25 protein-coding genes are annotated in these 23,235 nt (G+C 62.5%); 16 read left to right on the top strand and 9 right to left on the bottom strand.

What is annotated here, in order from left to right:
* Complete coding sequence (locus tag ACZ51H_RS12660) at positions 1 to 618, bottom strand: hypothetical protein (RefSeq protein ID WP_464802027.1); 618 nt, start codon at positions 616 to 618, stop codon at positions 1 to 3.
* Positions 619 to 787: 169 nt separating this feature from the next.
* On the opposite strand from ACZ51H_RS12660, the gene ACZ51H_RS12655 reads away from it, so the two are divergent.
* The 8 genes from ACZ51H_RS12655 to ACZ51H_RS12620 all read left to right on the top strand — a co-directional run bounded on the left by ACZ51H_RS12655 (position 788) and on the right by ACZ51H_RS12620 (position 7,042).
* Positions 788 to 1,606 carry an alpha/beta fold hydrolase gene (locus tag ACZ51H_RS12655; protein ID WP_464802026.1) on the top strand — a complete coding sequence of 273 codons (819 nt, stop codon included), beginning with the start codon at positions 788 to 790 and terminating at the stop codon, positions 1,604 to 1,606.
* Between the two features lie 15 nt (positions 1,607 to 1,621).
* The gene (locus tag ACZ51H_RS12650; RefSeq protein WP_460987258.1) at positions 1,622 to 1,912 is read left to right on the top strand and encodes a hypothetical protein; all 291 of its coding nucleotides are present in this window, start codon (positions 1,622 to 1,624) and stop codon (positions 1,910 to 1,912) included.
* Entirely contained in the window at positions 1,909 to 2,514 is a 606-nt protein-coding gene (locus tag ACZ51H_RS12645) for an alpha-ketoglutarate-dependent dioxygenase AlkB (protein WP_460987257.1), read from the top strand. The genes ACZ51H_RS12650 and ACZ51H_RS12645 overlap by 4 nt, the downstream gene beginning before the upstream one ends.
* A gap of 59 nt (positions 2,515 to 2,573) precedes the next feature.
* The gene (gene xth, locus ACZ51H_RS12640; protein ID WP_460987256.1) at positions 2,574 to 3,362 is read left to right on the top strand and encodes an exodeoxyribonuclease III; all 789 of its coding nucleotides are present in this window, start codon (positions 2,574 to 2,576) and stop codon (positions 3,360 to 3,362) included.
* Positions 3,359 to 4,399 (top strand): ATP-dependent DNA ligase, encoded by a 1,041-nt coding sequence (locus ACZ51H_RS12635; RefSeq protein ID WP_464802025.1) that lies wholly within the window; start codon positions 3,359 to 3,361, stop codon positions 4,397 to 4,399. Before xth ends, ACZ51H_RS12635 begins: the two co-directional genes overlap by 4 nt.
* Positions 4,400 to 4,534: 135 nt before the next feature.
* Positions 4,535 to 5,431 (top strand): iron-containing redox enzyme family protein, encoded by an 897-nt coding sequence (locus ACZ51H_RS12630; protein ID WP_464802024.1) that lies wholly within the window; start codon positions 4,535 to 4,537, stop codon positions 5,429 to 5,431.
* Positions 5,431 to 5,742 (top strand): hypothetical protein, encoded by a 312-nt coding sequence (locus ACZ51H_RS12625; protein WP_460987252.1) that lies wholly within the window; start codon positions 5,431 to 5,433, stop codon positions 5,740 to 5,742. The genes ACZ51H_RS12630 and ACZ51H_RS12625 overlap by 1 nt, the downstream gene beginning before the upstream one ends.
* Before the next feature lie 79 nt (positions 5,743 to 5,821).
* Entirely contained in the window at positions 5,822 to 7,042 is a 1,221-nt protein-coding gene (locus ACZ51H_RS12620) for an MBL fold metallo-hydrolase (RefSeq protein ID WP_464802023.1), read from the top strand.
* 1 nt (position 7,043) lies between these two features.
* On the opposite strand, the gene ACZ51H_RS12615 is transcribed toward ACZ51H_RS12620, so the two are convergent.
* The 5 genes from ACZ51H_RS12615 to ACZ51H_RS12595 all read right to left on the bottom strand — a co-directional run bounded on the left by ACZ51H_RS12615 (position 7,044) and on the right by ACZ51H_RS12595 (position 10,022).
* Positions 7,044 to 7,517 (bottom strand): hypothetical protein, encoded by a 474-nt coding sequence (locus ACZ51H_RS12615; protein WP_464802022.1) that lies wholly within the window; start codon positions 7,515 to 7,517, stop codon positions 7,044 to 7,046.
* Between the two features lie 130 nt (positions 7,518 to 7,647).
* A complete protein-coding gene (locus tag ACZ51H_RS12610; protein ID WP_464802021.1) occupies positions 7,648 to 8,148 on the bottom strand; it encodes a DUF3617 domain-containing protein in 501 nt (166 codons plus the stop codon).
* A 78-nt stretch (positions 8,149 to 8,226) separates the two neighbouring features.
* Complete coding sequence (locus ACZ51H_RS12605) at positions 8,227 to 8,505, bottom strand: HNH endonuclease (RefSeq protein WP_464802901.1); 279 nt, start codon at positions 8,503 to 8,505, stop codon at positions 8,227 to 8,229.
* Between the two features lie 4 nt (positions 8,506 to 8,509).
* On the bottom strand, positions 8,510 to 9,046 hold the full coding sequence (locus ACZ51H_RS12600; protein WP_464802020.1) for a DUF3617 domain-containing protein: 537 nt from the start codon (positions 9,044 to 9,046) through the stop codon (positions 8,510 to 8,512).
* Positions 9,047 to 9,134: 88 nt separating this feature from the next.
* Positions 9,135 to 10,022 (bottom strand): acid phosphatase, encoded by an 888-nt coding sequence (locus tag ACZ51H_RS12595; protein WP_464802019.1) that lies wholly within the window; start codon positions 10,020 to 10,022, stop codon positions 9,135 to 9,137.
* Positions 10,023 to 10,032: 10 nt separating this feature from the next.
* Between ACZ51H_RS12595 and uvrB the strand changes: the two genes are divergently transcribed.
* The 5 genes from uvrB (at position 10,033) to ACZ51H_RS12570 (ending at position 14,363) form a co-directional block, all read left to right on the top strand.
* Entirely contained in the window at positions 10,033 to 12,216 is a 2,184-nt protein-coding gene (gene uvrB / locus ACZ51H_RS12590; protein WP_464802018.1) for an excinuclease ABC subunit UvrB, read from the top strand.
* 47 nt (positions 12,217 to 12,263) lie between these two features.
* Positions 12,264 to 12,749: a disulfide bond formation protein B gene (locus ACZ51H_RS12585; RefSeq protein WP_464802017.1), complete on the top strand. Its 486-nt coding sequence runs from the start codon at positions 12,264 to 12,266 to the stop codon at positions 12,747 to 12,749.
* Entirely contained in the window at positions 12,746 to 13,300 is a 555-nt protein-coding gene (locus tag ACZ51H_RS12580) for a demethoxyubiquinone hydroxylase family protein (RefSeq protein ID WP_464802016.1), read from the top strand. The genes ACZ51H_RS12585 and ACZ51H_RS12580 overlap by 4 nt, the downstream gene beginning before the upstream one ends.
* Before the next feature lie 13 nt (positions 13,301 to 13,313).
* Positions 13,314 to 13,880 (top strand): hypothetical protein, encoded by a 567-nt coding sequence (locus ACZ51H_RS12575; protein ID WP_464771707.1) that lies wholly within the window; start codon positions 13,314 to 13,316, stop codon positions 13,878 to 13,880.
* A gap of 87 nt (positions 13,881 to 13,967) precedes the next feature.
* Positions 13,968 to 14,363 carry a hypothetical protein gene (locus tag ACZ51H_RS12570; protein WP_464771706.1) on the top strand — a complete coding sequence of 132 codons (396 nt, stop codon included), beginning with the start codon at positions 13,968 to 13,970 and terminating at the stop codon, positions 14,361 to 14,363.
* Positions 14,364 to 14,409: 46 nt separating this feature from the next.
* Here the strand turns inward: ACZ51H_RS12570 and pip are convergent, their stop codons facing one another.
* Positions 14,410 to 15,351, bottom strand: coding sequence for a prolyl aminopeptidase (pip, locus tag ACZ51H_RS12565; protein ID WP_464771705.1), 942 nt, complete (start codon positions 15,349 to 15,351; stop codon positions 14,410 to 14,412).
* Positions 15,352 to 15,506: 155 nt separating this feature from the next.
* Here pip and ACZ51H_RS12560 point away from each other — a divergent pair, with 155 nt between their 5' ends.
* Both ACZ51H_RS12560 and ACZ51H_RS12555 read left to right on the top strand, forming a co-directional pair.
* The gene (locus ACZ51H_RS12560) at positions 15,507 to 18,026 is read left to right on the top strand and encodes a TonB-dependent receptor (protein WP_464802015.1); all 2,520 of its coding nucleotides are present in this window, start codon (positions 15,507 to 15,509) and stop codon (positions 18,024 to 18,026) included.
* Positions 18,027 to 18,091: 65 nt separating this feature from the next.
* Positions 18,092 to 18,511, top strand: a complete 420-nt coding sequence (locus tag ACZ51H_RS12555) for a response regulator (protein ID WP_449470863.1) — start codon at positions 18,092 to 18,094, stop codon at positions 18,509 to 18,511.
* An 88-nt stretch (positions 18,512 to 18,599) separates the two neighbouring features.
* On the opposite strand, the gene ACZ51H_RS12550 is transcribed toward ACZ51H_RS12555, so the two are convergent.
* Positions 18,600 to 21,209, bottom strand: coding sequence for an EAL domain-containing protein (locus tag ACZ51H_RS12550; protein ID WP_464802014.1), 2,610 nt, complete (start codon positions 21,207 to 21,209; stop codon positions 18,600 to 18,602).
* A gap of 175 nt (positions 21,210 to 21,384) precedes the next feature.
* Positions 21,385 to 22,497: a DNA polymerase III subunit beta gene (gene dnaN, locus ACZ51H_RS12545; protein WP_464802013.1), complete on the bottom strand. Its 1,113-nt coding sequence runs from the start codon at positions 22,495 to 22,497 to the stop codon at positions 21,385 to 21,387.
* Between the two features lie 150 nt (positions 22,498 to 22,647).
* On the opposite strand from dnaN, the gene ACZ51H_RS12540 reads away from it, so the two are divergent.
* Entirely contained in the window at positions 22,648 to 23,136 is a 489-nt protein-coding gene (locus tag ACZ51H_RS12540; RefSeq protein ID WP_464802900.1) for a hypothetical protein, read from the top strand.
* Positions 23,137 to 23,235: the final 99 nt, after the last annotated feature.

The following is a 23,235-nucleotide window of genomic DNA, read 5'->3' as shown; positions in this document are numbered from 1 at the left end:
TCAATGAAGGTCGCGGCGGCCATAATCCGTGTCGCCAAAGCGGCTGGGCCGCGTCATGTGGGACATGCCGTCAGGTTCGCCCGGTTCATGCACCAGTTCTTCAAAGAGCGCGCGATAATGGATCATCGCCTGACGCAGATCCTCGGTATCGGCTTCTCCGCGTGCGTGACGTATGGCGATGTCATGGGCCGAGCGATAATTCTGCACGACTTCCGGGTGATAAACGGACAGGTCGGCTGAACGCCTGTCGAAATCGACGATGGGATAGCCGCGCGCCTCCATTACTTCGGTCAGCAGCACGTCAGCGCGCGACACCGCACCTTGAGGATCATCAACGAACTGGTTCTGAACCTTCATCCAGCCATCGGTGAACATGTCGGTCTGCTGCGGGGAAAGGCGGCGCAGCGAAAAGCTGGCCACACGCTTTTCCCGTTCTTGCAATTCTGCTTCCGCCTTGCGGGAGCTGCCTGCCTCCTCGACAGTGCGGTCATATTCAGACCCGAATTTCGATCGCAGATTGGCATGCTGCCGGTTGCGCATGATCAGCACGGCTAATCCGGCCAGCAGGACAAGGACCACCAGCCCAAGGCCGATTTCCAGCCGAGTGAGCGTCACCATGACATCTCCTTGGCCTGTTTTTAAGGCCGCTTATGACGCCCGCCGCCAGATGTTGTTAACCGGAGTGAATGGGCTTTGTTCCCACAAGACGAAGACGAGGAAATAGAAGCGGAGGGAACGATGCGCCGCGCCACCGGTTGCCCTCACTCCCCTATCAGGAGTGGCTCCCATGCATATCGAAACCCGCGAAGGTCATGTCATTCATGTGAAGGATATGGGGTCGGGCCACCCCGTCATCCTGATCCACGGCTGGCCCCTGACCGGCGACATGTGGGAGTATCAGACGCTTGCGCTGCTGGAGTCAGGATATCGCGTGATCACCTATGATCGTCGCGGTTTCGGGCAATCGGGTCATCCTGCCGATGGCTATAATTATGACGTGTTCGCGGATGATCTCGCGGCCGTCATCGACAAGCTAGGCGCGCCCAAAGTTTCCCTCGTCGGCTTTTCCATGGGAGGCGGTGAAATCGCGCGATACCTGTCGCGCCATGGTTCGGCGAAGGTGGACAGGGTAGCGCTGATCAGCTCTGTCGTGCCATATCTTCTGAAGGATGACAGCAATCCCGACGGTGTCGATGAAGCGGCACTGGACCAGATGCAGGCGCAGGTGCGCGAAGACCGTTTCGCTTTTCTCCAGACCTTCGCCAAAACCTTCTACGGCATCGGCCTCGTTTCCAAACCTGTCAGCAGCGCCTTGCTCGACTGGACATTCATGCTGGCGATCATGGCAAGCCCGAAGGCAACGATCGACTGCATCCACGCCTTTGGCCGAACCGATTTCCGGCCCGACCTGGGCGCGTTCACCATACCGACGCTGATCATCCACGGGACGAGCGACAAGACGGTGCCGATCGATCCGACCGGGCGAGCGGCGGCCGCTGCGATACCGGGGGCGCAGCTCATCGAATATGATGGCGAACCGCATGGCCTGTTCGCCACTGCGCCGGATCGGTTGAACGCCGATCTGCTGAGCTTCCTCGCGCAATAACTGCAGCGCGCCGTCATGCAGAAGACGAACCCGTTCAGCCTTTTCAGGAACAGCTGGCAGCTGGGGCTGGAAGTCTGGACGGTGATCGGCCTCAGGATACCCAGGCTGCTGGCAGGCAACCCAGCCGCAGCGCGCGAAGCGCATCTCATGATCGCGGAGAAGATCGAAGCGATAGGCGTGCTGCAATGGAGGGCGATGACCGGCGATCTGGGCACCAGCCCCGATGCCGCGATGCGCGGTTCCATTGCCCATTATCGCAAGGCCGTTGGCCGCAATCGACGACGTCTCGCCCGGCGGAGAAAATGACCCAGCCAAGCCTGTTCGACGCGCCCCTGATCCCCGGACTGGATTATCGCGAGGATATGCTGACCCGCGATGAGGAAGCGATGCTCATCATGAAGATGGACGCGCTGCCTCTGTCGCCGTTCCGCTTTCAAGGATGGACCGGCAAGCGGCTGACGCTATCGCTCGGGTGGACTTATGATTTTGACAATGGCCACTTCGGCCCAAGCGACCCTGTTCCGCCATGGCTTCAACCAATCAAGGCGCGCGCTGCCCGGTTTGCGGGCGTGGCAGATGCCGACCTGGTGCAGGCATTGTTGATCCGATACGATCCACGGGCGGGCATAGGCTGGCACAGGGACCGGCCGGTCTTCGAACATGTTGTCGGGATTTCATTGGGCAGTCCCACGACATTGCGCTTTCGCAGACGCACGGCGAAGGGGTTCGACCGCCTATCCGTCCCCGTTGCCGCTCGATCCATCTATCATCTGTCCGGTGAAGCCCGGCATGAATGGGAGCATAGCATCGCGGGCGTGGACGCACCCCGCTGGTCAATCACTTTCCGTTCGCTGTCCGCCAAGGGCGCTGAGATGGCGCGCGCCGGAACCACCCGGGCGGCCTTTTGATTGGACGAGTTTTTGGAAACCCTCGAACCAATCGGGTCGCGAAACGTCTTGTGAAAGCCATGAGGATCGCGACCTATAATGTGAATGGCGTGAACGGGCGCCTACCGGTGCTGCTGCGGTGGCTGGAGCAGGCTGAGCCCGACATTATATGCTTGCAGGAGTTGAAGGCTCCGCAGGAGAATTTTCCCGAGCGCGCCATCCGGGACGCGGGATATGACGCAGTTTGGCACGGGCAGAGCCGGTGGAATGGCGTCGCTATCCTGAGCCGGGTTGGCGCCATCCATGAAACCCGGCGCGGATTGCCCGGCGATCCGGATGATGTGCAGAGCCGCTATATCGAAGCGGCGGTGAACGGGATCCTGATAGCCTGCCTCTATCTTCCCAACGGCAACCCCCATCCCGGCCCCAAGTTCGACTTCAAGCTCCGCTGGTTCGATCGGCTGCACGCGCATATGGCCTCGCTCATCGACGTGGACGCGCCGGTGATCGTCGCGGGCGACTATAATGTGATGCCGACCGACCTTGACGTGTATGCGCCCGACCGGTGGCGCGACGATGCCCTGTTCGCGCCGGAGGTTCGCGCCGCCTACCAGCGCCTCCTCGATCAGGGATGGAGCGACGCGATCCGGCAGCTGCATCCCGATGATGTGATCTACAGCTTCTGGAAATATTGGCGTGGCGCCTTTGAGCGCAATGCCGGTCTACGGATCGATCATGCGCTGCTGAACCCCGTGGCCTCTGCCAAGCTGGTCAGCGCGGAGGTCGATACCCGGCCCCGCGCCTGGGAAAAGACGAGCGATCATGCCCCGGTCATCATCACGCTCGACCTGGGCGGAGCGGAGCCATGACGCAGGCCAAGGATCCCAAGGGATTAGCCCTGCCGCTGCCGATGGAGGCTCGGCTTGTGTCCGAACTGCCCAAACCGCCGGGATGGCAATATGAGCCCAAATGGGATGGCTTCCGCGCGGTCGTGGGCCGCGATGGCTCGCAGGCCGACATCCGATCCAAATCCGGCAAGTCGCTCGCGCGTTTCTTTCCGGAAATCATGGATGCACTGCTCGCAACGACCGAGCGCCGCTATCTGCTGGACGGCGAGTTGATCCTGCCGCTGAACGGCGCGCTGTCCTTCGATGCGTTGCAGCAGAGGCTGCATCCGGCGGAAAGCAGGATAGCGCGCCTGTCCCGCGAAACCCCGGCGCAGCTGATGCTATTCGACTGTCTCGCGCTGGGCAGCAGCGACCTCATGCACGCACCGTTGCGCGAACGGCGAAAGGCGCTGGAACGCTTTCACACGAAGAATGGGACCGAGATGCTGCTCCTGTCCCCTGCCAGCGAGCAGATAGAGGATGCCGACCGCTGGCTGGAAGGCAGCGGCGGCGCACTCGACGGGATCATCGCCAAGCAAATAGACCTTCCCTATCGATCCGGCGAACGCGCGATGATGAAGATGAAAAATTATCGCAGCGCGGACTGTGTGGTTGGTGGTTTCCGCCGCACGGCTGATGGGCACGGCGCTGCATCCTTGCTGCTGGGCCTGTATGATGAGGCGGGCAAGCTCAACCATGTGGGCTTCACCTCCGGGTTCAAGGCGGATGAGCGGCCTCTTCTGTTGCAACGCCTTGAGCCGATTGCGGGAGGCTCCGGCTTCACCGGCAAGGCGCCGGGTGGGCCAAGCCGCTGGAACAAGGGCGAGGAAAGCGTCTGGGAGCCTCTAGCTCCGGAACTGGTTGTGGAAGTGATCTATGATCAGGTGACCGGCGGGCGCTTTCGCCATGGGACGCGCTTTCTACGCTGGCGGCCCGACAAGGCGCCGCGCCAATGCACATGTGATCAGTTGCAGATGGAGCTGCGCCCAGCCGAGATCGATAAATTGCTTGGCGGTTGAGTGAACTGCCAAAACCCCGGTCGACCCGCTTTTGTCCCAGTAAACACCCTCATACTGATCCCTGTTAGGCATTTTTGAGGGAACGCCGCGCTCTCCCCCGAATTGAACAGGGGTACAATCAGGAGAGTATTTTCCGTGGCTACCCGCTTCGTCGCGCCCGAGTGCGCATCGCAATTTCTTCAACAGAGTTTTCAGGAACGCCTCAGTCATTGGAACCGGCAACGTCTTGCCCCCTCCTATCCGGAGGATTGGGAAAGCCGGTTCCGTCAGGATGAAGCCATGCTGCGGTTGGAACATGGCTTCATGGAAGAGCTGCGCGCAACGGTGCGCGACCGGGCGGCAGAGGTGCCGACCGATCCCGAAGGCTTCATCCAATGGTTCGAGGCGCTGGAGCGGACTGGCCCCGGCCAGCATGACGCGCTATTCCCCTGGCTTGCCGACCATGCGTCGCGGGACGAAATCCGCTGGTTCCTGACGCAGGAAGCGGCAGGCGAGGCGGGCTTCGACGATCTCGTCGCCCTGACGCAAGTGAAGCTCCCCGACTCCGCCAAGCTGGAACTTGCGCGCAACTATTGGGACGAGATGGGGCGCGGCCAGGAAAAGGGCATGCATGGCCCCATGCTGGCGCAATTGGTCACAACGTTGGAACTGAAGCCGACGATCGAGACGACTGTTTGGGAAAGCCTGGCGCTGGCTAACGCGATGACCGCGATGGCGACGCAGCGCTGCTATGCCTGGCACAGCGTCGGCGCGTTGGGCGCGATCGAACTGACCGCGCCGGGCCGATCGGCGCACACCGCGCGCGCCTTGCGACGAATTGGGCTCAGCCAGTCGGAGCGACGATATTTTGATCTGCATGCGGTGCTGGACGTCAAACATAGCCGCGACTGGAACGAGCTGGCGATCAAGCCGCTGGTGGCGGAGGACCCTCGCCGCGCCGTCGCAATCGCGGAAGGCGCGTTGATGCGCCTTAGCTGTGGCGAGCGCTGCTTCAACCGCTACCGTAGCCATTTCGGTCTGGAGCAAGGATGATGGCGCGATCCAACGGCCGCATCCTGATTGTTGAGGACGACCCGCTGCTGGCTGGCATGATGGTCGATCTGCTGCTGGCGGAGGATTATGAAGTCGATGGCCCCCACGCCAGCATCAGCGACGGCATGGCCGCGCTAGCCATCCATATGCCCGATGGCGCGGTGGTAGATTTGCATCATCCCAGCCGTAGCGTGAGCCTCCTGAAGGACGATCTTGAGACCTATGCCATCCCTTTGCTGGAAGGAGAGGATAGCGAGGCGCAGGACCTTCAAGGACGCTTGCTGCCTTGGCTTCGGCATATGCGGCATTGAGGGCGCGAGGGATAAGCAACTCTTGTCCCGCGCCATATCGCGGCTATGACCCTGCATCGTGATCGAAGCAGGAGACGGCATGGGCCCCATCATCGGGAAAGTCATTCGTGGAACGGGCATCGGGCTGCTGTTTCTCGTAATCGCCTTGTGCCTTGCGATCACGATCATCCCGCCTTTTCTCGACCGCATCTATTATGACGGGCCGGTCAGCGGCCATTATGACGGCGAGCACTTCTTCAATCCCGATGGCGAGATCGAGTTTTCCGGTCCTCCGGGGACGAACCGCCGGGGCTTTCTCCTTCGCTGGCTGACGGGGCAGGACGAGCGCCCCGAATGGCCGCTGACGGTTGCAGTAAAGCCCACCCGCCCGCCAGCCTTCGCCGCGCCGCGCGGCATGGTGGCGACATGGGTCGGCCATGCCACGGTGCTGGTGCAGGCAGCGGGGGTCAATATCCTTACCGACCCCACCTGGTCCGACTATGCGAGCCCCTTCCCACCTTTAGGACCAAAGCGGGTCGCGCAGCCGGGCGTCCGGATGGATGATCTGCCGAAGATCGACCTCATCATCGTCAGCCACAATCATTATGACCATATGGACATACCCACGCTCAAGAAGCTGTGGGAACGAGATCGGCCCAAGATCATCGTCAGCCTGGGCAATGAGCGCATCCTGAAGGACAATGGCATTCCGGCGATCGCGCTGGATTGGGGCCAGTCCGTGACGGGGGCTGCCCTCAACAATCTGGGGACGCAAACGGTCATCCAATGCGAAAATTACGAACATTGCCCCGACTATCGCGTCCATGTGCTGCGCAATCATCATTGGAGCAGCCGGTGGGGCACTGATCGCAATCGCGCATTATGGTCGAGCTTCCTCATCGAAACGCGCGCGGGCAACATCTTCTTCGCGGGCGACACGGGGGCTGGCGACATGGCATGGCCCACTGAAGCGGCGCGGTTCGGCCCGATCCGCCTCGCGATGATCCCGATCGGCGCCTTCCGTTTCTGGCCGGGGCAGATGGAGGCGGACTCCCACATCGGGCCGCAGCGCGCGGTCGAGGTGTTCGAAAAGCTCAAGGCATCGACTGCCATCCCCATCCATTGGGGCACATTCCGGCTGTCTTATGAAAAATGGGACACACCGCCCCGCATGCTGGAGCTTTTCCTGAAATGCGAAGGCATAGAGCGGCAGCGCTTTGCGCCGTTGCGGATCGGCCAGGCCATCCAGGTGCCCGCCTATTCCGCCGTGCCGCATAGTACAGAACGATGCGACCAACGCGCCATCCGGGCATTGCAATAGGTCAGGCGGGAGGCCCTGCTTCCAGCATCGCGCGCCAATTGTCCGTCGTCATCGCCGTGAGATATTCGGCCTGCATCTCGGCCGTCAGCATCTCCACCATCTGCCGCCCTTCGATCCACAATTCGATCACGCCGAACACGCCGCCACGCTTGCGATATTTGGCGGGCCAGCCTTCGCGCTCCGCGATCGCCATGATCTCTTCGCGGGACAGGGGCGTGGCCAGCGCGGCATGTGTCGCGGTGTAACGGGTTTCGCCCGTTCGTTCCCCGAAGCTATCGGCGTCGCCTTCCTCCTCGCGCAAGACGGTGTCGATCGGATAGACCTCTATGGCGGTGCCCCGGTCATCGCCAGCCATGGCGATCCAGCTGCCCGGCGTCACGGGCGGGAAATAGAGCGCCTCGCCGCGCCACATTTCAGCGATAACCTCCGCAACATGCCTTGGATCATGCGCGGCAATCGAAAGATGAAAGAGCATGTCTCGACTCTCCGACATTCTGATGGATGCCGGGCGCGACAATGGCACAGAATCCCGTCGTCAGCATTGGAGATTCCGGACAGGAGACCCTCCGCTGGCAGGCAGCGGAGGGTTTCTTAAGACAGGCTGTTCAGGCCTTGCTGCACTCTCCGGTGCGTTTGCCGGTTACGTCATGGGTGGTGCGCAATACGGGGCTACCTGCGGCGGTCTTCGTCATGGTGCTACCCAGCGTCAGCGTATCGGCGGTGTAGTTGCCCTCCAGCACGATTTCCGATGTCGCCCCGCCGGACTTGCAGGACAAGGTCGCGATCAACCGCCCCTTGCGCAGCAGCTTGTCCTTATAGGTGCAATCCTTGCCCTCATCCCCTGCCAGGGCATCGGCATCGGGTGTCCCCTTGGCATCGACGGCGATGCACAGCTTTTCCTCGTCAACCTGCTTCAGCGCGGCCTGATATTGTTCGGGCGTGACAGTCGGCGTGTTGTAGCCCGTGGTCTTGCGGGTGATCGTCCATTCGCCCCCCTTGATCACGATGGGCGCTTCGACCGCTTCGGGTGCAGGCGCCTCATTGCCGCATCCGGCCAAGCCAAGCGTCATCGCCAGCGGCAACGCCGCGATTATCGTCTTTCGCATATCCTCTTCCCCTGTTCTCTTACGGAACAGGCAGAGGCTCGCTTGGCGCGCGGCGAAGCGCAAGAGAAAAAAGCGACGCTAGCGTTTCCTGTAGGTCGGCGCGTGGAAGTCGGGCGGCTTGGCCGCGACCCAGCCGAGAAAGCGGGCGATGCCGGGATGCGCGCGAAGGGCGGCGGGATCGCCCCGCGTTCGGGCAAGCTCAATATTGCTGAGCTGCGCATGGATGGCCCGATGACAGATTGGATGGACGGGCACCGTTTCGCGCCCGCCTCGGCTTTTCGGCACCGGATGATGCCATTCAACCCGTTTGCTTAAAGGACGCGCGCAGAGCCAGCAAAAGCCCTCCGCGCCCTCCATCATATCAGGAAGCGGCGCAGTCCGCGCCGACCCATTTGCCCGTCGTCTTCGCCTTCATGCTCATGTTCATGCCATTGGGCGCGCCGCTCATCTTCATGTCCATGTGCATTTCATAGCTTTCCGGCGCATAGTCGCCGGACATGACGGCATTCATCGTGCCATTTTCCGACTTGCAGGCGATCTCACCCTTCACCGACCCGCCGCTGACGTCGAAGCCCTTGTACGTGCAATCCTTGTTTTCCTGGCCCGAGAACATCTTGCCGCTGGGGTTCGCCGCTTCTTCGGGAGAGACGCAATATTTGATCGATGTGCGGCTCATCATCTTCTTCATCTGCTCTTTCATCTGATCGCCAACGCCGGGCATGTTCGGCATGTCGATATCCTCGAGCGTATAGGCACCTTCCCACTGGCCGGGCTTCAGCTGCACCTTCTGAACTTGGGCTTTCACTTCCTCGCGCGTCTGCGGTTCGCCGGAAGGCTTGTCGCCGCAGCTGGCGAGCAACAGCGTGGCAGGAATAATGACGGCCAAGGATTTAAGCATGATCTTCCCCCGTTGATGCCGGCATGACCCGGCCTGTCTAACCATCAGCATATCAGGACAGGCATAGAATTAAAGATGATCCTGCCGGCTATTGGACCAGTGCCGCAGCTTCCTGCGCGCAATCGGGCGCCGTTTCCAAGGGCTTGCCGCGCAACGCGGCGACTTCGTTGCGCGCTGCGGCAAGATCGGCGGCGAAGGCGGGTTCGGCGTTGAGACGCATCACGGTGGCGGAGGCGATAACGCGTCCTTCCTCGATATCGCTCAGCCAGTGCACATTACAGATGCGGCGGCTGTCGCCAAAGGCGCGACCCCGCGCCACCAGCCTTGCCGCGCGGTCAGGGATGAGTTCCGCAAGGATGAGGCCATAGCCGTAGCCGATGGCGCTGTGACCCGAGGGATAGGAGCCATCGCGGCGCAGAAACTTGTCCCAATCCGGCGTGCAGCTGGGCTTGCCATTGTCCATAAAAGGTCGGGACCGCATGTATCGCTTCTTAACGTCGGCCGTGGACATGCCGAGGTCCCCCATCGCACGGGTCAGGAGGCGTGTCAGCGCGGGTGCATGGGCCTGATCGATCAGGAAGCCCGCCGTGCAAGAAAAGGCGGCCGCCGCATGGCCGGGGCGCAGGTCGGCATCGGCCTTGGCGAAATCCCAACGTGCGCTACCCTGCATCGCGACCGCTGCGGCCGCCCCTTCCCTATCGCGCGCCTCGGCCACTGATCCTGCGGCTGGCGGTGGCGGGGAGAGCAACAGGCTGTCAGGAAGCGCGCCGCCGCCAAGATAACCGCTGCCCAGTGGGTTCTTTCCCTGCATGGCCGATGGCGGCGTCTGCGCCGAACCGGCTCCACCGGTCGTCGTCGCGCATGCCTGCAACATGGCCAGCGTGGTAAACAGGAAAATGGCCTTGCGCATCGGGTCCTCCACTATCGCCATGTGGGATGCCTGCCCCACATTGCTGTGGTGCGGGACCATGCCCATATTGGCCCCCATGTCCATTCAGATTCGCACCACGCTGGACGAGCCCGAGACCGGCGAAGGCTTCGTCCCCCACCGACCCGCGCGCCCGGAAAAGAGCGAGGGCGGCAGGCCGTTCAAGCTGGTTTCCGACTATGAACCATCGGGCGACCAGCCCACCGCCATCGCCGAACTGGTCGAACAGGCAAGGGCGGGTGAAAAGGATCAGGTGCTGTTGGGTGTCACCGGCTCTGGCAAGACCTTCACCATGGCCAAGGTGATCGAGGCGATGCAGCGGCCCGCGCTGATCCTTGCTCCCAACAAGATTCTCGCAGCGCAGCTTTACGGTGAGTTCAAGAGCTTCTTCCCGGAGAATGCGGTCGAATATTTCGTCAGCTATTACGACTATTATCAGCCCGAAGCCTATGTGGCGCGATCCGACACCTATATCGAGAAGGAGTCGAGCGTTAACGAGGCGATCGACCGGATGCGCCACTCCGCCACCCGTGCGCTGCTGGAGCGGGACGATGTGATCATCGTCGCGTCGGTATCCTGCCTCTATGGCATCGGCTCGGTCGAAACCTATTCGGCCATGACCTTTTCGATGAAGAAGGGCGGGATCGAGGATCAGCGGGAGATTATCCGCAAGCTGGTGGCGCTCCAGTACAAGCGCAACGATGCCGCCTTCGCGCGCGGCAATTTCCGGGTGAAGGGGGATAATCTGGAGATTTTCCCGTCCCACTATGAGGACACGGCCTGGCGCATCAGCTTCTTTGGCAATGAGATCGAGGAGATTGTCGAATTCGATCCGCTGACGGGCAAGAAGATCGCGACCCTCGAATATGTGAAGGTCTTCCCCAACAGCCACCATGTCACGCCGGGGCCGACACTGAAGCAGGCGATGGAGGCGATCCGTTTCGAACTGACCGAGCGGCTCAAAGAATTGCAGGCCGAGGGCAAGCTGCTGGAAGCGCAGCGGCTGGAGCAGCGGACCAATTTCGATCTGGAAATGATCGCCGCGACGGGCTCCTGCGCGGGGATCGAGAATTATTCCCGCTTCCTGACCGGCCGCCTGCCCGGCGAGCCGCCGCCGACCTTGTTCGAATATCTCCCGGAAAACGCGCTGCTGTTCGTGGACGAAAGCCACCAGACCGTGCCGCAAATCGGCGCGATGGCGCGGGGCGATCATCGGCGCAAGATCACGCTCGCCGAATATGGCTTCCGCCTGCCAAGCTGCATCGACAATCGCCCGCTGCGTTTCAACGAATGGGATGCGATGCGGCCGCAGACGGTCAGCGTATCCGCCACGCCGGGACCATGGGAAATGGAGCAGACCGGCGGCGCCTTCTCCGAACAGGTCATTCGCCCCACCGGCCTCATCGACCCGCCGGTCGAGATCAAGCCGGTGGAGGATCAGGTGGACGACCTTATCAACGAATGCCGAAAGGTGGCCGCGCAGGGCTATCGCACCCTCGTCACCACGCTGACCAAGCGCATGGCCGAGGATTTGACCGAGTTCATGCATGAGGCGGGGATCAAGGTCCGCTACATGCACAGCGACGTAGAGACGCTGGAGCGTATCGAGCTGATCCGCGACCTGCGGCTCGGCGTCTATGACGTGCTGATCGGCATCAACCTGCTGCGCGAAGGTCTCGACATTCCGGAATGTGGCCTGGTCGCGATCCTCGATGCGGACAAGGAAGGCTTTCTGCGATCGGAGACATCGCTGATCCAGACCATCGGCCGCGCGGCGCGCAATGTGGATGGGCGGGTCATCCTCTATGCCGACCGCATCACCGGCAGCATGGAGCGCGCGCTCAACGAGACCAGCCGTCGCCGGGAAAAGCAGCAGGCCTATAATCTGGAGCATGGCATCACGCCGACCACGATCAGGCGCAACATCGGCGACATCATCGCCCATGTCGCGAGCAAGGATCAGGTCACGGTCGATACGGGTCTTGACGACCGGCCGCACCTGGTCGGCCATAATCTGCGCGCCTATATCGAGGATCTCGAAAAGAAGATGCGCGCCGCCGCCGCCGACCTGGAGTTCGAGGAAGCCGGGCGCATCCGCGACGAAATCCGCAAGCTGGAGGCGGAAGAACTTGGGTTGCCGCCCGACGAACGGGTGGCCACGCCAAGGGGGCGGGCGACCGAGGGGAAGCCAGGCACGCGCAAGCTGCGATACGGCAAGACCCAGCGCAAGTTCGGGCGCTGACGCAAGTTCAGCATGACGAAAGGTTCGGGGCCGTTTAAGCGAGCACCATGAAGAACTTGCCTCTCGCCCGCGCTATCGCCCTTGCCATGCCGCTGCTGCTGCTGGGCGGCGCCTACGCTTCGCAATATGTAGGCGGCCTGCATCCGTGCGAGATGTGCTGGTGGCAGCGTTATCCGCATATGGCGGCGATCCCGCTCGCGCTGATCGCCTACGCCGTGAAAAGGCGGCCCTGCGTCAGTGCGCTGTTCGCGGGGCTGGCCGGGCTGGCGATCGGAATCAGCGGCGGCATTGGCCTCTTTCATGCGGGGGTCGAATATGGCTGGTGGCAGGGGCTGACCGCCTGCTCCACCTCTCCGGCGGCGGGCAACCCGGCGGACATATTGAACCAGATCATGGCGACCCCGATCACCCGTTGCGACGTCGCCCCCTGGACACTCTTCGGCATTTCGCTCGCGGGCTTCAATGGGCTCTTGTCCGGAGCCAGCGCGCTCGCCATCTTGGCCTTGCTGATCAAGTCGAGGAAAGAGGCATGAGCGCGCCCAGGGATTTCCCCCGCCCCGGCCGGAAGGTGACGGCCGATGATCGCGCAGCGATGCTGCGCGTCGATCAGGCGGGTGAGTTCGGCGCGACGCGCATTTATGCCGGGCAGCTTGCTGTCCTTGGCGATCGCCACCCCGACGCGCGCGTCATCGCGGGCATGGCGGCGCAGGAAGAACGGCATCGCAAGATATTTGACGCGATGATAACGCGGCGCGGCGTAAGACCGACCGCGCTTCGGCCGATCTGGAACGTCGCAGGCTTTGCGCTGGGTGCTGTCACCGCCGCGATCGGCCCACGCGCCGCCATGGCCTGCACCGCCGCGATCGAAACGGAGATCGACCGCCATTATGGCGAACAGCTGGCGGAATTGGCGGGCGATGACCCGGAACTTGCCGCCACCATCACGGATTTTCAGGCGGAAGAAGTCGAACATCGCGAAACCGCGATCGCCCGTGGAGCGGAGCAGGCCCCCGCCTATCCGCTGCTTTCGGGCGTCATTCGCCTGGGGTGCCGGGCTGCAATCGCGCTGTCGAAGCGGATCTGAGGAGATAAGAACGATGATGAAGACCGCGACAGCCGCTATGCTGCTGATGGCCGCGAGCACCCTGCCCGCCATGGCGCAGCAGCAGGCCGGACCCGCGCAGGAGCAGGCACCGACCGCCGCCGCCGGCACGACGGGATCGGAGCGCGTCAATCTGGTCATCGTCTATGGCGACGACGCGTGCCCGCAAAGCGCTGGCACCGACATTGTCGTTTGCGCGCGCAAGGGCGAGGAAGAACGCTACCGCATCCCGGAACCGCTGCGCGGCGATCCCAACAAGCCGAGCAATCAGGCATGGGGCGAGCGCGTACGGTCCATGGAATATGTCGGCCGCACCGGCACGGAAAGCTGCTCGGCCACTGGCCCCGGCGGTTTCACCGGCTGCTTCAACCAGTTGGCAAGGCTTGCCAAGGCGGAACGGCAGGCGGCGGACAATGCCAGCTGGAAGGACTTGGTCGCCGCAGAGCGGGCGCGGCGGCTTTCCACCATCGATGCTGATAGCAAGGCGATCGAAGCGCGAGCCGTAGCGGAGGAAAAGGCGCAGGCCAGCCAACCGCAGCAGACTACACCGACGCAGCCCTGACGGTTGCTCCGGGCGCTTGGCGTCTGGGTAAGGCTGGCGGAATTGGGCACTCCGCCGGTGGACAGGGGCGAAAAGAGGATATCACCTATGCGCTTCCCGGTTCATGCCTTCCTCGCCATGGCCGCGCTTGCACCCATAGCCTTACTCGCCCCAGCCTGGGCCGAGCCGCCACAGCGCGTGTTCAACCTGATCGTCTATGGGAACGACCCCTGTCCCAAAGGCGAAGGCGACGAGATCGTCGTTTGCGCGCGCAAGCCTGAGTCCGAACGCTACCGCATCCCGAAGAAATTGCGCGAAAAGCCCGCCCCGTCCGGTGGGCCGGGCTGGGGTAGCCAAGTGGCCACCATGGAAGAGGTACAGCGCCAGAATCTGCCCGGCAGCTGCTCGGCGATCGGGAGCAACGGTTTTACCGGCTGCACCGCCAAGATGCTGGAACAATGGTTTGCCGAACGGCGGATGCAGGAGTCCAAGGGCGAGCCCTGAGCTTTTGATGCTCGACGATCGCCCATCCCCCTTCACCATCTGAATTTCAGATTGCGAAACTATCCGTAGCGCGGATCAGGGCGTCGAGGATGCCGGGTTCATTATAGGCGTGCCCAGCGCCATCGATCATCTCGAACCGTGCTTCAGGCCATGCCTTGTGCAGCGCCCAGGCGGTCTCGGCGGGACAGGCCATGTCGTAGCGACCCTGAACGATCACGCCGGGAATGTCGCGGAGCTTGCCCGCATCACGGATGAGCTGGCCTTCCTCCAGCCAGCCGCGATGCACGAAATAATGATTTTCGATCCGCGCGAAGGCGAGTGCGAACGCATCATCCTCATGCGTGGCTGACAGTGCAGCGTCTGGCAGCAAACGGATGGTTTCGCCTTCCCATACGCTCCACGCCTTGGCCGCCGCGACTTGCGCCGCACGATCCTCACCCGTCAGGATGCGGTGATAGGCATGAAGCAAGTCGCCACGATCCTCCTCCGCTATGGGCGCAAGGAAGCGTTCCCACTTATCTGGATAGATGCGGCTGGCACCTTCCTGATAATACCAGTCGACCTCCTGCTGGCGGAGCGTGAAGATGCCGCGCAGGATCAATTCGCTGACATTGGCGGGATGGCTCTGTGCATAGGCAAGCGCCAGCGCCGATCCCCAGCTACCGCCGAAGACAAGCCATTGATCAACGCCAATCAACTCCCGCAAGCGCTCTATGTCCGCCACGAGATGCCAGGTCGTATTCGCTTCCAGCGAAGCATGCGGCGTCGAACGGCCGCAACCGCGCTGGTCGAAGAGTAAAATGTCGTAGCGATCCGGATCGAACAGGCGGCGGTGATCGGGCGAGATGCCGCCGCCCGGCCCGCCGTGGAGAAAGACCGCAGGCTTTGCCCCCGGCGTGCCGACGCGCTCCCAATAGACGGAATGATCATCGCCAACGTCGAGGTGGCCGTGAGCGTATGGGTCGATGGCAGGGTACAAAGTGCGCATGCCCTCAGCCTAGGCGAGCCGATGAGCGAAGGGAACCGCAGCGCGTGAAGGCGTCTGCTACATTTTGCGACAAATTAGCCTTGGCCTTGCCAAGATTTTGAGACAGTTCGCCCCTAGTGACGGACCATCAAGAGTTCGCTTTTTCCAAAAGGGGTATGTTCGTGCGCCGACCGGCTTCGCTGATGCTGTTTTTCATGATGGGCGCATCGCCCGCTGCGCTGATGGCGCAGACTTCAGCCCAGGAGCCGCCTGCGCAGATGGACGAAGGCGACGAGATCATCGTCACCGGCCAGCCGCAGCGGGGCGCGGTGCTGGGCAATATCAAGCCTGAGCAGCAGCTTTCCTCCGCCGACATCCGCGCTCTGGGCGTCACCTCCATTTCGGAAATGATCACCGAATTGTCGGCACAGACGAACGGGACCCCGGTCGTGCTGCTGAACGGGAAGCGCATTTCCAGCTTTTCCGAAATCCAGGATATCCCGTCCGAGGCCGTGGCGCGCGTCGATATCCTGCCGGAACAGGTCGCCCTGTCCTATGGCTATGCACCAACGCAGAAGGTGGCGAACATCGTCCTGCGCCAGCGTTTTCGGGCGGAACTGGCCGATCTGCGCGCGGCCACGACCACCGATGGCGGACGGGAAAGCGGGTCGGCCGAGGCGGGCCTGCTGCGCATCCGGGGCGACAATCGCTTTACGTTGAACGTCAAATATAATGCCGCTGCTTCACTACTGGAAAGCGAACGCGGGATCGAACGGACGGCGATCAGTCCGGCGATGATCGACATCACCCGCTTTCGCACGTTGAGCCCGGCGACCGAGAGCGTGTCCGCGAACGCCACCTATGCGCGCGCGCTCGGCGGCGTATCGATGACCGTGAACGGCCGGGTGGAGCTGTCGGACAATGACTCGCTGCAAGGACTGTCTGCCGCCGCACTTGCCGCGCCTATCGGCAACGGGCCGCTCTATGCCGAATTTCTGCGGGACAACCGGCTCGATCAGCAGATTCGCGGAACGACCGGCCATCTGGGCCTGACCTTCAACGGGCTGCTCGGCAAGGGGTGGCAATGGTCCTTCACTGGCAATGGCGACCTGTCGGATACGCGCACGCGAACCGACCGATCGGCGTCGACCGACCGGGCGAGCGCGCGGTCGCAGGCGGTGACGGGCGACCTGCTATTGTCAGGCCCTGTGTTCGACCTGCCTGCGGGCGCCGCTACAAGCTCCGTCCGGGTGGGGGCGTCGGCCAATGGATTTGAGGGCTGGTCGATCCGCAACGGGTTCGAGCAGGACATCGACTATGATCGACAGATCGCCAGCGGACAGGTCACTCTGGACTTGCCGATCACCAGCAAGGTGAGAGGCGTGCTGGGCGCGGTCGGCGATATCGGCGTCAATGTGAATGCGGCGGCGCAAGAGCTTTCGGACTTCGGCACGCTCTCCACCCTTGGTTATGGCCTGCGCTGGCGGCCGATCCCTGCGGTGCAACTGCTGGTGTCCGCGAACCAGGATCGAGCTGCGCCGACGGGGAACCAGCTAAGCGATCCCGAAGTCAGGACGGAGAATGTACCCGTCTTCGATTATCAAAGCGGCCAGACCGTCTTCGTCACGCGGGTAACCGGAGGCAACGCCCAATTGAAGGAAAGCGTGCGCGACCAGTTCCGGCTGAGCGCAACGGTGAAGCCTTTCGACAAGCCCAACCTGACCCTGACAGCGACCTACCTCAACAGCCGGACAAGCAATCCGATCGCGGCATTCCCCGAGCCTACGCCAGCAATCTTGGATGCTTTCGAGGGCCGCTTCACTCGCGTTGGCGGTTTGCTGACCGAAATCGATGCGACGCCGATCAATTATCTGCGCTCGCAAAGCGAACAACTGCGCTGGGGCTTCGACCTCTCCTTCCCGCTGAAGTCGCGCATCCAGAAGTTGGCAGAGGCCTGGCGCGCCGCCGGTGCAAAGCCTGAGGATCGGCCCAAGGAACTGCAGGATATGCGCGCACTGTTCGGCAATCGCGGCGGACGGGGCGGAGAGCGTGGCGCGCAAGCGGGTCAGGATAGCGCTCCGCCGCCTCACGGACAGGAGGGCGGAGACCGACCGCGCGGCGAAGGCGGCTTTGGCGGCCCCGGAGGCGGCGGACGGCCAGGCGGCGGTTTTGGCGGGCCGGGCGGCATGGGTGGCGGACGTGGAGGCGGAGGCGGGCGCCTCAGCTTCAGCCTCTACCACACATGGCATTTTACCGAGAGCATCCTAATCGCGCCGGGCGTGCCGGAACTCGATCTGCTGAACGGCGACGCGACGGGATCATCGGGTGGCCAGCCAAGGCATGAGGTGGAGGCGCGCGTCGGCTACACCAACAATGGCCTTGGTGCGCGGCTGGGCATCGATTGGGAAAGCGGCACCCATGTCGATGGCGCGCTGGGCGGCACTTCCCGGCTCAATTTCGACAGTCTGGCGACCGCTAACCTGCGACTATTCGCCAATCTGGGGCAGATGCCTTCGCTTGTGAAGAATCATCCCTTTCTGCGGGGATCGCGGGTATCGATCGGGATCAACAATATCTTCAACACGCGCCGCGATGTGACGGACGCGACCGGAGGAACCCCGCTGCGCTACCAGCAGGGCTATCTCGATCCGCTGGGCCGTACGATCAGCATTTCCTTCCGGAAACTGTTCTTCTGACTCTTGCCTAAAACTCTCCATTTTCCGTCCGTTATGACCTTTGAAAACAAGGGTCGGAGGAATGCATGGCAAAGCCGATACGGATCGTGGTGGTCGATGACTCGCTGACCATTCGCGCCATGATCGAGACGCTGCTGGAACGCGATTGCCGGTTCGATGTCGTGGGCATCGCCCGCAATGGCGAAGAGGCGATCGACCTCATCCGCATGGAAAAGCCCGATGTGGTGACGATGGACGTCGCCATGCCGGGCCGGGATGGGCTCAGCATCCTTGACGAGATCATGGACATCGATCCCTGCCCCGTCATCATGCTGTCCAGCCTGATGCGCGACGGAGCGCCGATCATGGCCGAAGCGCTCGACCGGGGGGCGGCCGCCTGCTTCAACAAGGCGATGATCGCTCGGGAAGCCGGACGCTTCATCGCACTGGTCAAAGATGTCGCGCGTGGCCTCGTTCAGGCCGAACAGGTAGCGATCGCCGCCTGAAACATCCGCCCCGTACAACAAAAGGAGCTGTCATCCGACAGCTCCTTTTTTATGCGCTTGCGGGCGCCACCGCCCGAACCGGGTCAGGTCAGGATGCCAAGGATCGAGGCAGGGCGCAGGCAGCGGCGATGTCGATGGCGCTGGTAAATTCAACGCCCATCCGATCCTCGCGCGACCAGCGAACCACGGCGCTCACATTCTGGCTGTCACTGAACTCGATCGACAGCTCGGTGCCCTGGGGCACATGCCACAGCCCCTCGATCATGGCACCGGTGGAGGAGATGTTGCGGATGCGCCCGGTATAGGCGTGACCATCGGCATGGACCGCGATCGTCCGCAGCATCGTCTTGCGCTCTGGGCGGCTGGACTGAAAACCCTCCACCAACGCCACCGTGCCATGTGCGCGATGCCGGGCCAGCACATCGCTGGCAACAAGCGGGCGGCCATAGACATAGCCTTGTATATGGCTGCACCCCAGATCGCGGATCAGCGCCAGTTCGTCCTGCGTCTCCGCGCCCTCCGCCGTGGTGTCCATGCCCAGCGCCTCGGCCAGACTGACGATTGCCTTGATGATCGCGCTGTTGCGGCTGCCGGTCATCACCGCGCCGCGCACGAAACTCTGGTCGATCTTGATCTTGTCGAAGGGCGCCTTCTTCAAATAACCGAGCGAGGAGTAGCCTGTGCCGAAATCGTCGAGCGCCAGACGGACGCCAATCCCCTTGAGCCGGGCGAACATCGAATCCGTTCCGTCATTGTCATTCAGGAACACGCTTTCGGTGATCTCCAACTCCAGCCGCTGGGGCGCGAGTTGGGAAGCGGCAAGCGCACTCATGACCGTCGCGGGCAATCCTGGATTGGCGAACTGGATCGGCGAGACATTGACGGCGACGCGAATATCTTCGTCCCAATCCGAAGCGTCGCGGCAGGCGGTGCGCAGTACCCAGTCACCGATCGGGCCGATAAGCCCTGTCTCCTCGGCGATGGGCACGAAAATGGATGGCGAAATCTCGCCACGTACGGGATGAGTCCAGCGAAGCAGCGCTTCATAGCCGGTGACCCGCTCCGTCCTTGAAGACACGACCGGCTGGTAGACAAGGTGCAGCCCATCCGAAGCCAGCGCGTGGCGAAGATCCTCCTCCAACTGCCGACGCCCCTCTGCATCGGCGTGCATTTCGGACGAATAGAAACGATGGACGCCGCGCCCGTCGCCTTTTGCAGCATAGAGCGCGAGATCAGCGTTGCGGATCAGCGCATCGGCCGTGTCGCCATCATGCGGGCAACAGGAAATCCCGATGGACACGCCGATGACGACCGCCTTCCCCTCAATCATATAAGGTTGCGACAGCGTGTTGATGATCATCGTAGATAGTTGGGACAGCAGCGCACGATCATGTCTGCCGGGCAGCAGCACCTTGAATTCGTCACCGCCCTGCCGCCCTACAAGCCCGCGATCGCCCGCGACACGTTGAAGACGCTGGCTCACCTGCCGCAGCAGCGCGTCCCCGGCGGGGTGGCCGAGCGTATCGTTGACGGTCTTGAAGCGATCCAGGTCCAGCATCAGCAGCGCGCAATCGCCCGACTTGCCGGGGGAGCCAGCCAGGGCATCTTCCAGCGCCCGCAGCATCTGTACGCGATTGGCAAGGCCAGTCAGCGAATCGAACTGGGCAAGCCGCTTCACCTCCGCCTGGCTCCGGCGGATTTCGGTAAGGTCGGCGCCGCTCCCGCGGAAGCCGTGGAACTGGCCAAATTCGTTGAAAACCGGCTGGCCGGATATCGACCACCAGCGCTCGTCGCGGGTAGCCGCGGCTCGAACATGGATGTCCGAAAAGCCGGTGCGGGTCGATAAATGGAAGCCGAGCGTGCGCTCACCCCCGCCATTTTTATGATCACCCGCAGAGACAATCGCGGTGATCAACTGGCCGACAAGTTCATCCTCCGCGATATCCAGTGTTCGCGCGAGCGTTTCTGATAGGTAGGTTAAGCAGCCTTGCCGGTCGGTTTCCCAGAACCAGCCCTGCCCCGACTGTTCATATTCCTGCAACAGGCGGTCGGATCGTTGCGCGCGAAGGTCCTGTTGATGTTGCGCGATTGCCCGTTCGAAATCAGACGTTGCCTGGCGCACTGCGGCGATCATCATGACCGCGATGCAACTCACCAACAAACCCAGTTGCGCAAAGCCCGCTTCCTGAAACGCTGAAACGATCAATGTGCCCAGAAAATAACTGACGCCCAGCAACCGCCGGTCGCCGAATATCGACACGGCGATCAACGCCATCGCGACTTCTGCCGCGAGAGAAATCGACAATGGTCCTGCAAATTGCGCCGGACCCAGCAGCATGCTGAAGCTCATGCTCGACAGCAATACCATCGGCAGCATCAGCCATTTCTGCACATGCGGCCGTAGATTCTGGAATCGTTCCGCGCGCGGAGCGGCGATCAGCATGCCATCTGTCAGCAACATCGTTAGGAATGTGAGGAAGTGGAGAATGTGGCCAAAGGTAAACAGAGGCACATGGAGCAGCGTGATGGTGCACAGCTTGCCCAGCAGCACCAGCGGCCAGAGGCGGGCGATATGGGCGAAGGCTCCGGATATCCAGAAGGCCGACGCCTGCGTCCCGCCCTCAGCCAGACCCAGCGCGACCGCAAGATCGGCGGGTCGATACGATGTATCGTTCAGCTTGGTGCGCGACGGGGCCATATGACGTGCGTAACGCACAGATGTTGAAAGAAACTTACCCGACCGGCTGGCAAAGCATAACGGGATTGGAACGCCCCGCTCGCGACGCCAAACGGCCCCGGCGTCCGTCCACAGACGCTTAGACAGATTGAGCAGGAAAGGAGCGGCCCCGCAAAACCGCTCACCCTTCTCTCAACTAGACGCGCATCGGCATCAGGACATAGAGCGCAGGGCTGCGATCATTTTCCCGGATCAGCGTCGGCGCTGCCGCGTCGGCAAGGTGCAGTTCGACCGTTTCGCTGTCGATCTGGCCCAGAATGTCGAGCAGGTAGCGCGCGTTGAAGCCGATATCGAAGCCCTCGCCCTGAAACGCACCCGGCACTTCTTCGGCCGCCGTGCCGTTTTCGGGGCTGGTGACCGACAGGGTGATCTTGTCGCGATCGAGCGTCATCTTGACCGCCCGAGTCTTTTCCGTAGCGATCGTGGCGACGCGGTCCACGCCTTCCTCGAAGCTGCGCGGGTCGATCTTGAGCAGCTTGTCGTTCGCGGTGGGAATGACGCGGCTGTAATCGGGGAAAGTGCCGTCGATCAGCTTGCTGGTGAGGATCGCGCTGCCAAGCCCGAAGCGGATCTTGCTCGCCGACAGGGTGATCTGCACCGATCCTTCGACCTCATCGAGCAGCTTGCGCAGTTCGCCGATGCACTTGCGCGGAATGATGATGCCCGGCATGCCATCGGCGCCATCCGGACGCGACACGGTGACGCGAGCGAGGCGGTGGCCGTCGGTGGCCGCGGCCTTCAGGACCGGCTGACCATCATCCGACACGTGGAAATAAATGCCGTTCAGATAATAGCGCGTCTCTTCGGTCGAGATGGCGAAGCGCGTCTTGTCGATGATTTGCTTCAGCGTCTCTGCGGGCAGTTCGAAGCTGGTCGGCAGATCGCCCTCCGCGATCACCGGGAAGTCGTCGCGCGGCAGGGTCGACAGGTTGAAGCGGGCGCGGCCCGCCTGGATCAGCATCTTGCCTTCCGCCGCTTGCAGCGACACCTGCGACCCTTCGGGCAGCTTGCGGGCAATGTCGAACAAGGTGTGCGCCGAAATGGTCGTCGCGCCGGGCTGTTCGACCTGCGCGGACACGCTTTCAACGATCTGGAGGTCGAGGTCGGTCGCCATCAGCTTGATCGCGCCATCGGCAGACGCTTCGATCAGCACGTTGGACAGGATCGGAATCGTATTGCGCCGCTCGACCACCGACTGGACGTGGCTGAGGCTCTTGAGGAGCGTGGCGCGTTCGATGGTGGCCTTCATGTCCCTGTTTGTCCGTTTCTTTTCTGCGCAAAGCCCGGATGCGGTCGAATCCGGGCGACAATGATGGATGATCCTTCATAACCACTGTTGCGGCGGCGGCAAGCACCTGCTGATCGTTTCGTGACGGCAAGGGTTGCAAAAGAGGACATGATGGGCTTTGCCAGCGTCATGAAGCACGCCTTGCTCCTGCTCCTGCTGATCGCGACGCCGGCATTGGCAAGAGATTCGCTCGGCATGTTCGAGGCTTGGGGGGCGTTCCGTGACCCGGCGGCACCGCGTTGCTATGCCATCTCCAAACCCGTGAGCCGTGCTGGCAATGGTTTCGCCGCCGTTGGGAACTGGCCGCGCCAGCGCGTACGCGGACAGGTGCATTTCCGGTTGAGCCGGGTGCGGGCAGATGGTTCTCCCGTTATCCTGAATGTCGGGGACAGGCGCTTCCCGCTGGTCGCGGGACAGGCTGATGCCTGGGCGCCCGACCCTCGCGCGGACGCGGCCATCATTGCCGCCATGCGATCAGCAGGCAGCATGAGCGTACAGACGCAGGGCGCAAATGGGCGCGGTTTCGCGGACACCTACACGCTGCGCGGCGCCGCGACAGCAATCGACGCGGCGGCATTGGGCTGCGCACGGCTGCGGTGAGACGACGCATTCCGTGTTCCTGCGAGGGCAGGAACCCAGTCCAGCCGTCTAAACCAGCCCGCCCTTCGGAACTGGGCTCCTGCCTTCGCAGGAGCACGG

Source organism: Sphingobium sp. TomMM15 (assembly GCF_055397045.1).
This window is presented reverse-complemented; position numbering and strand designations above follow the sequence as displayed.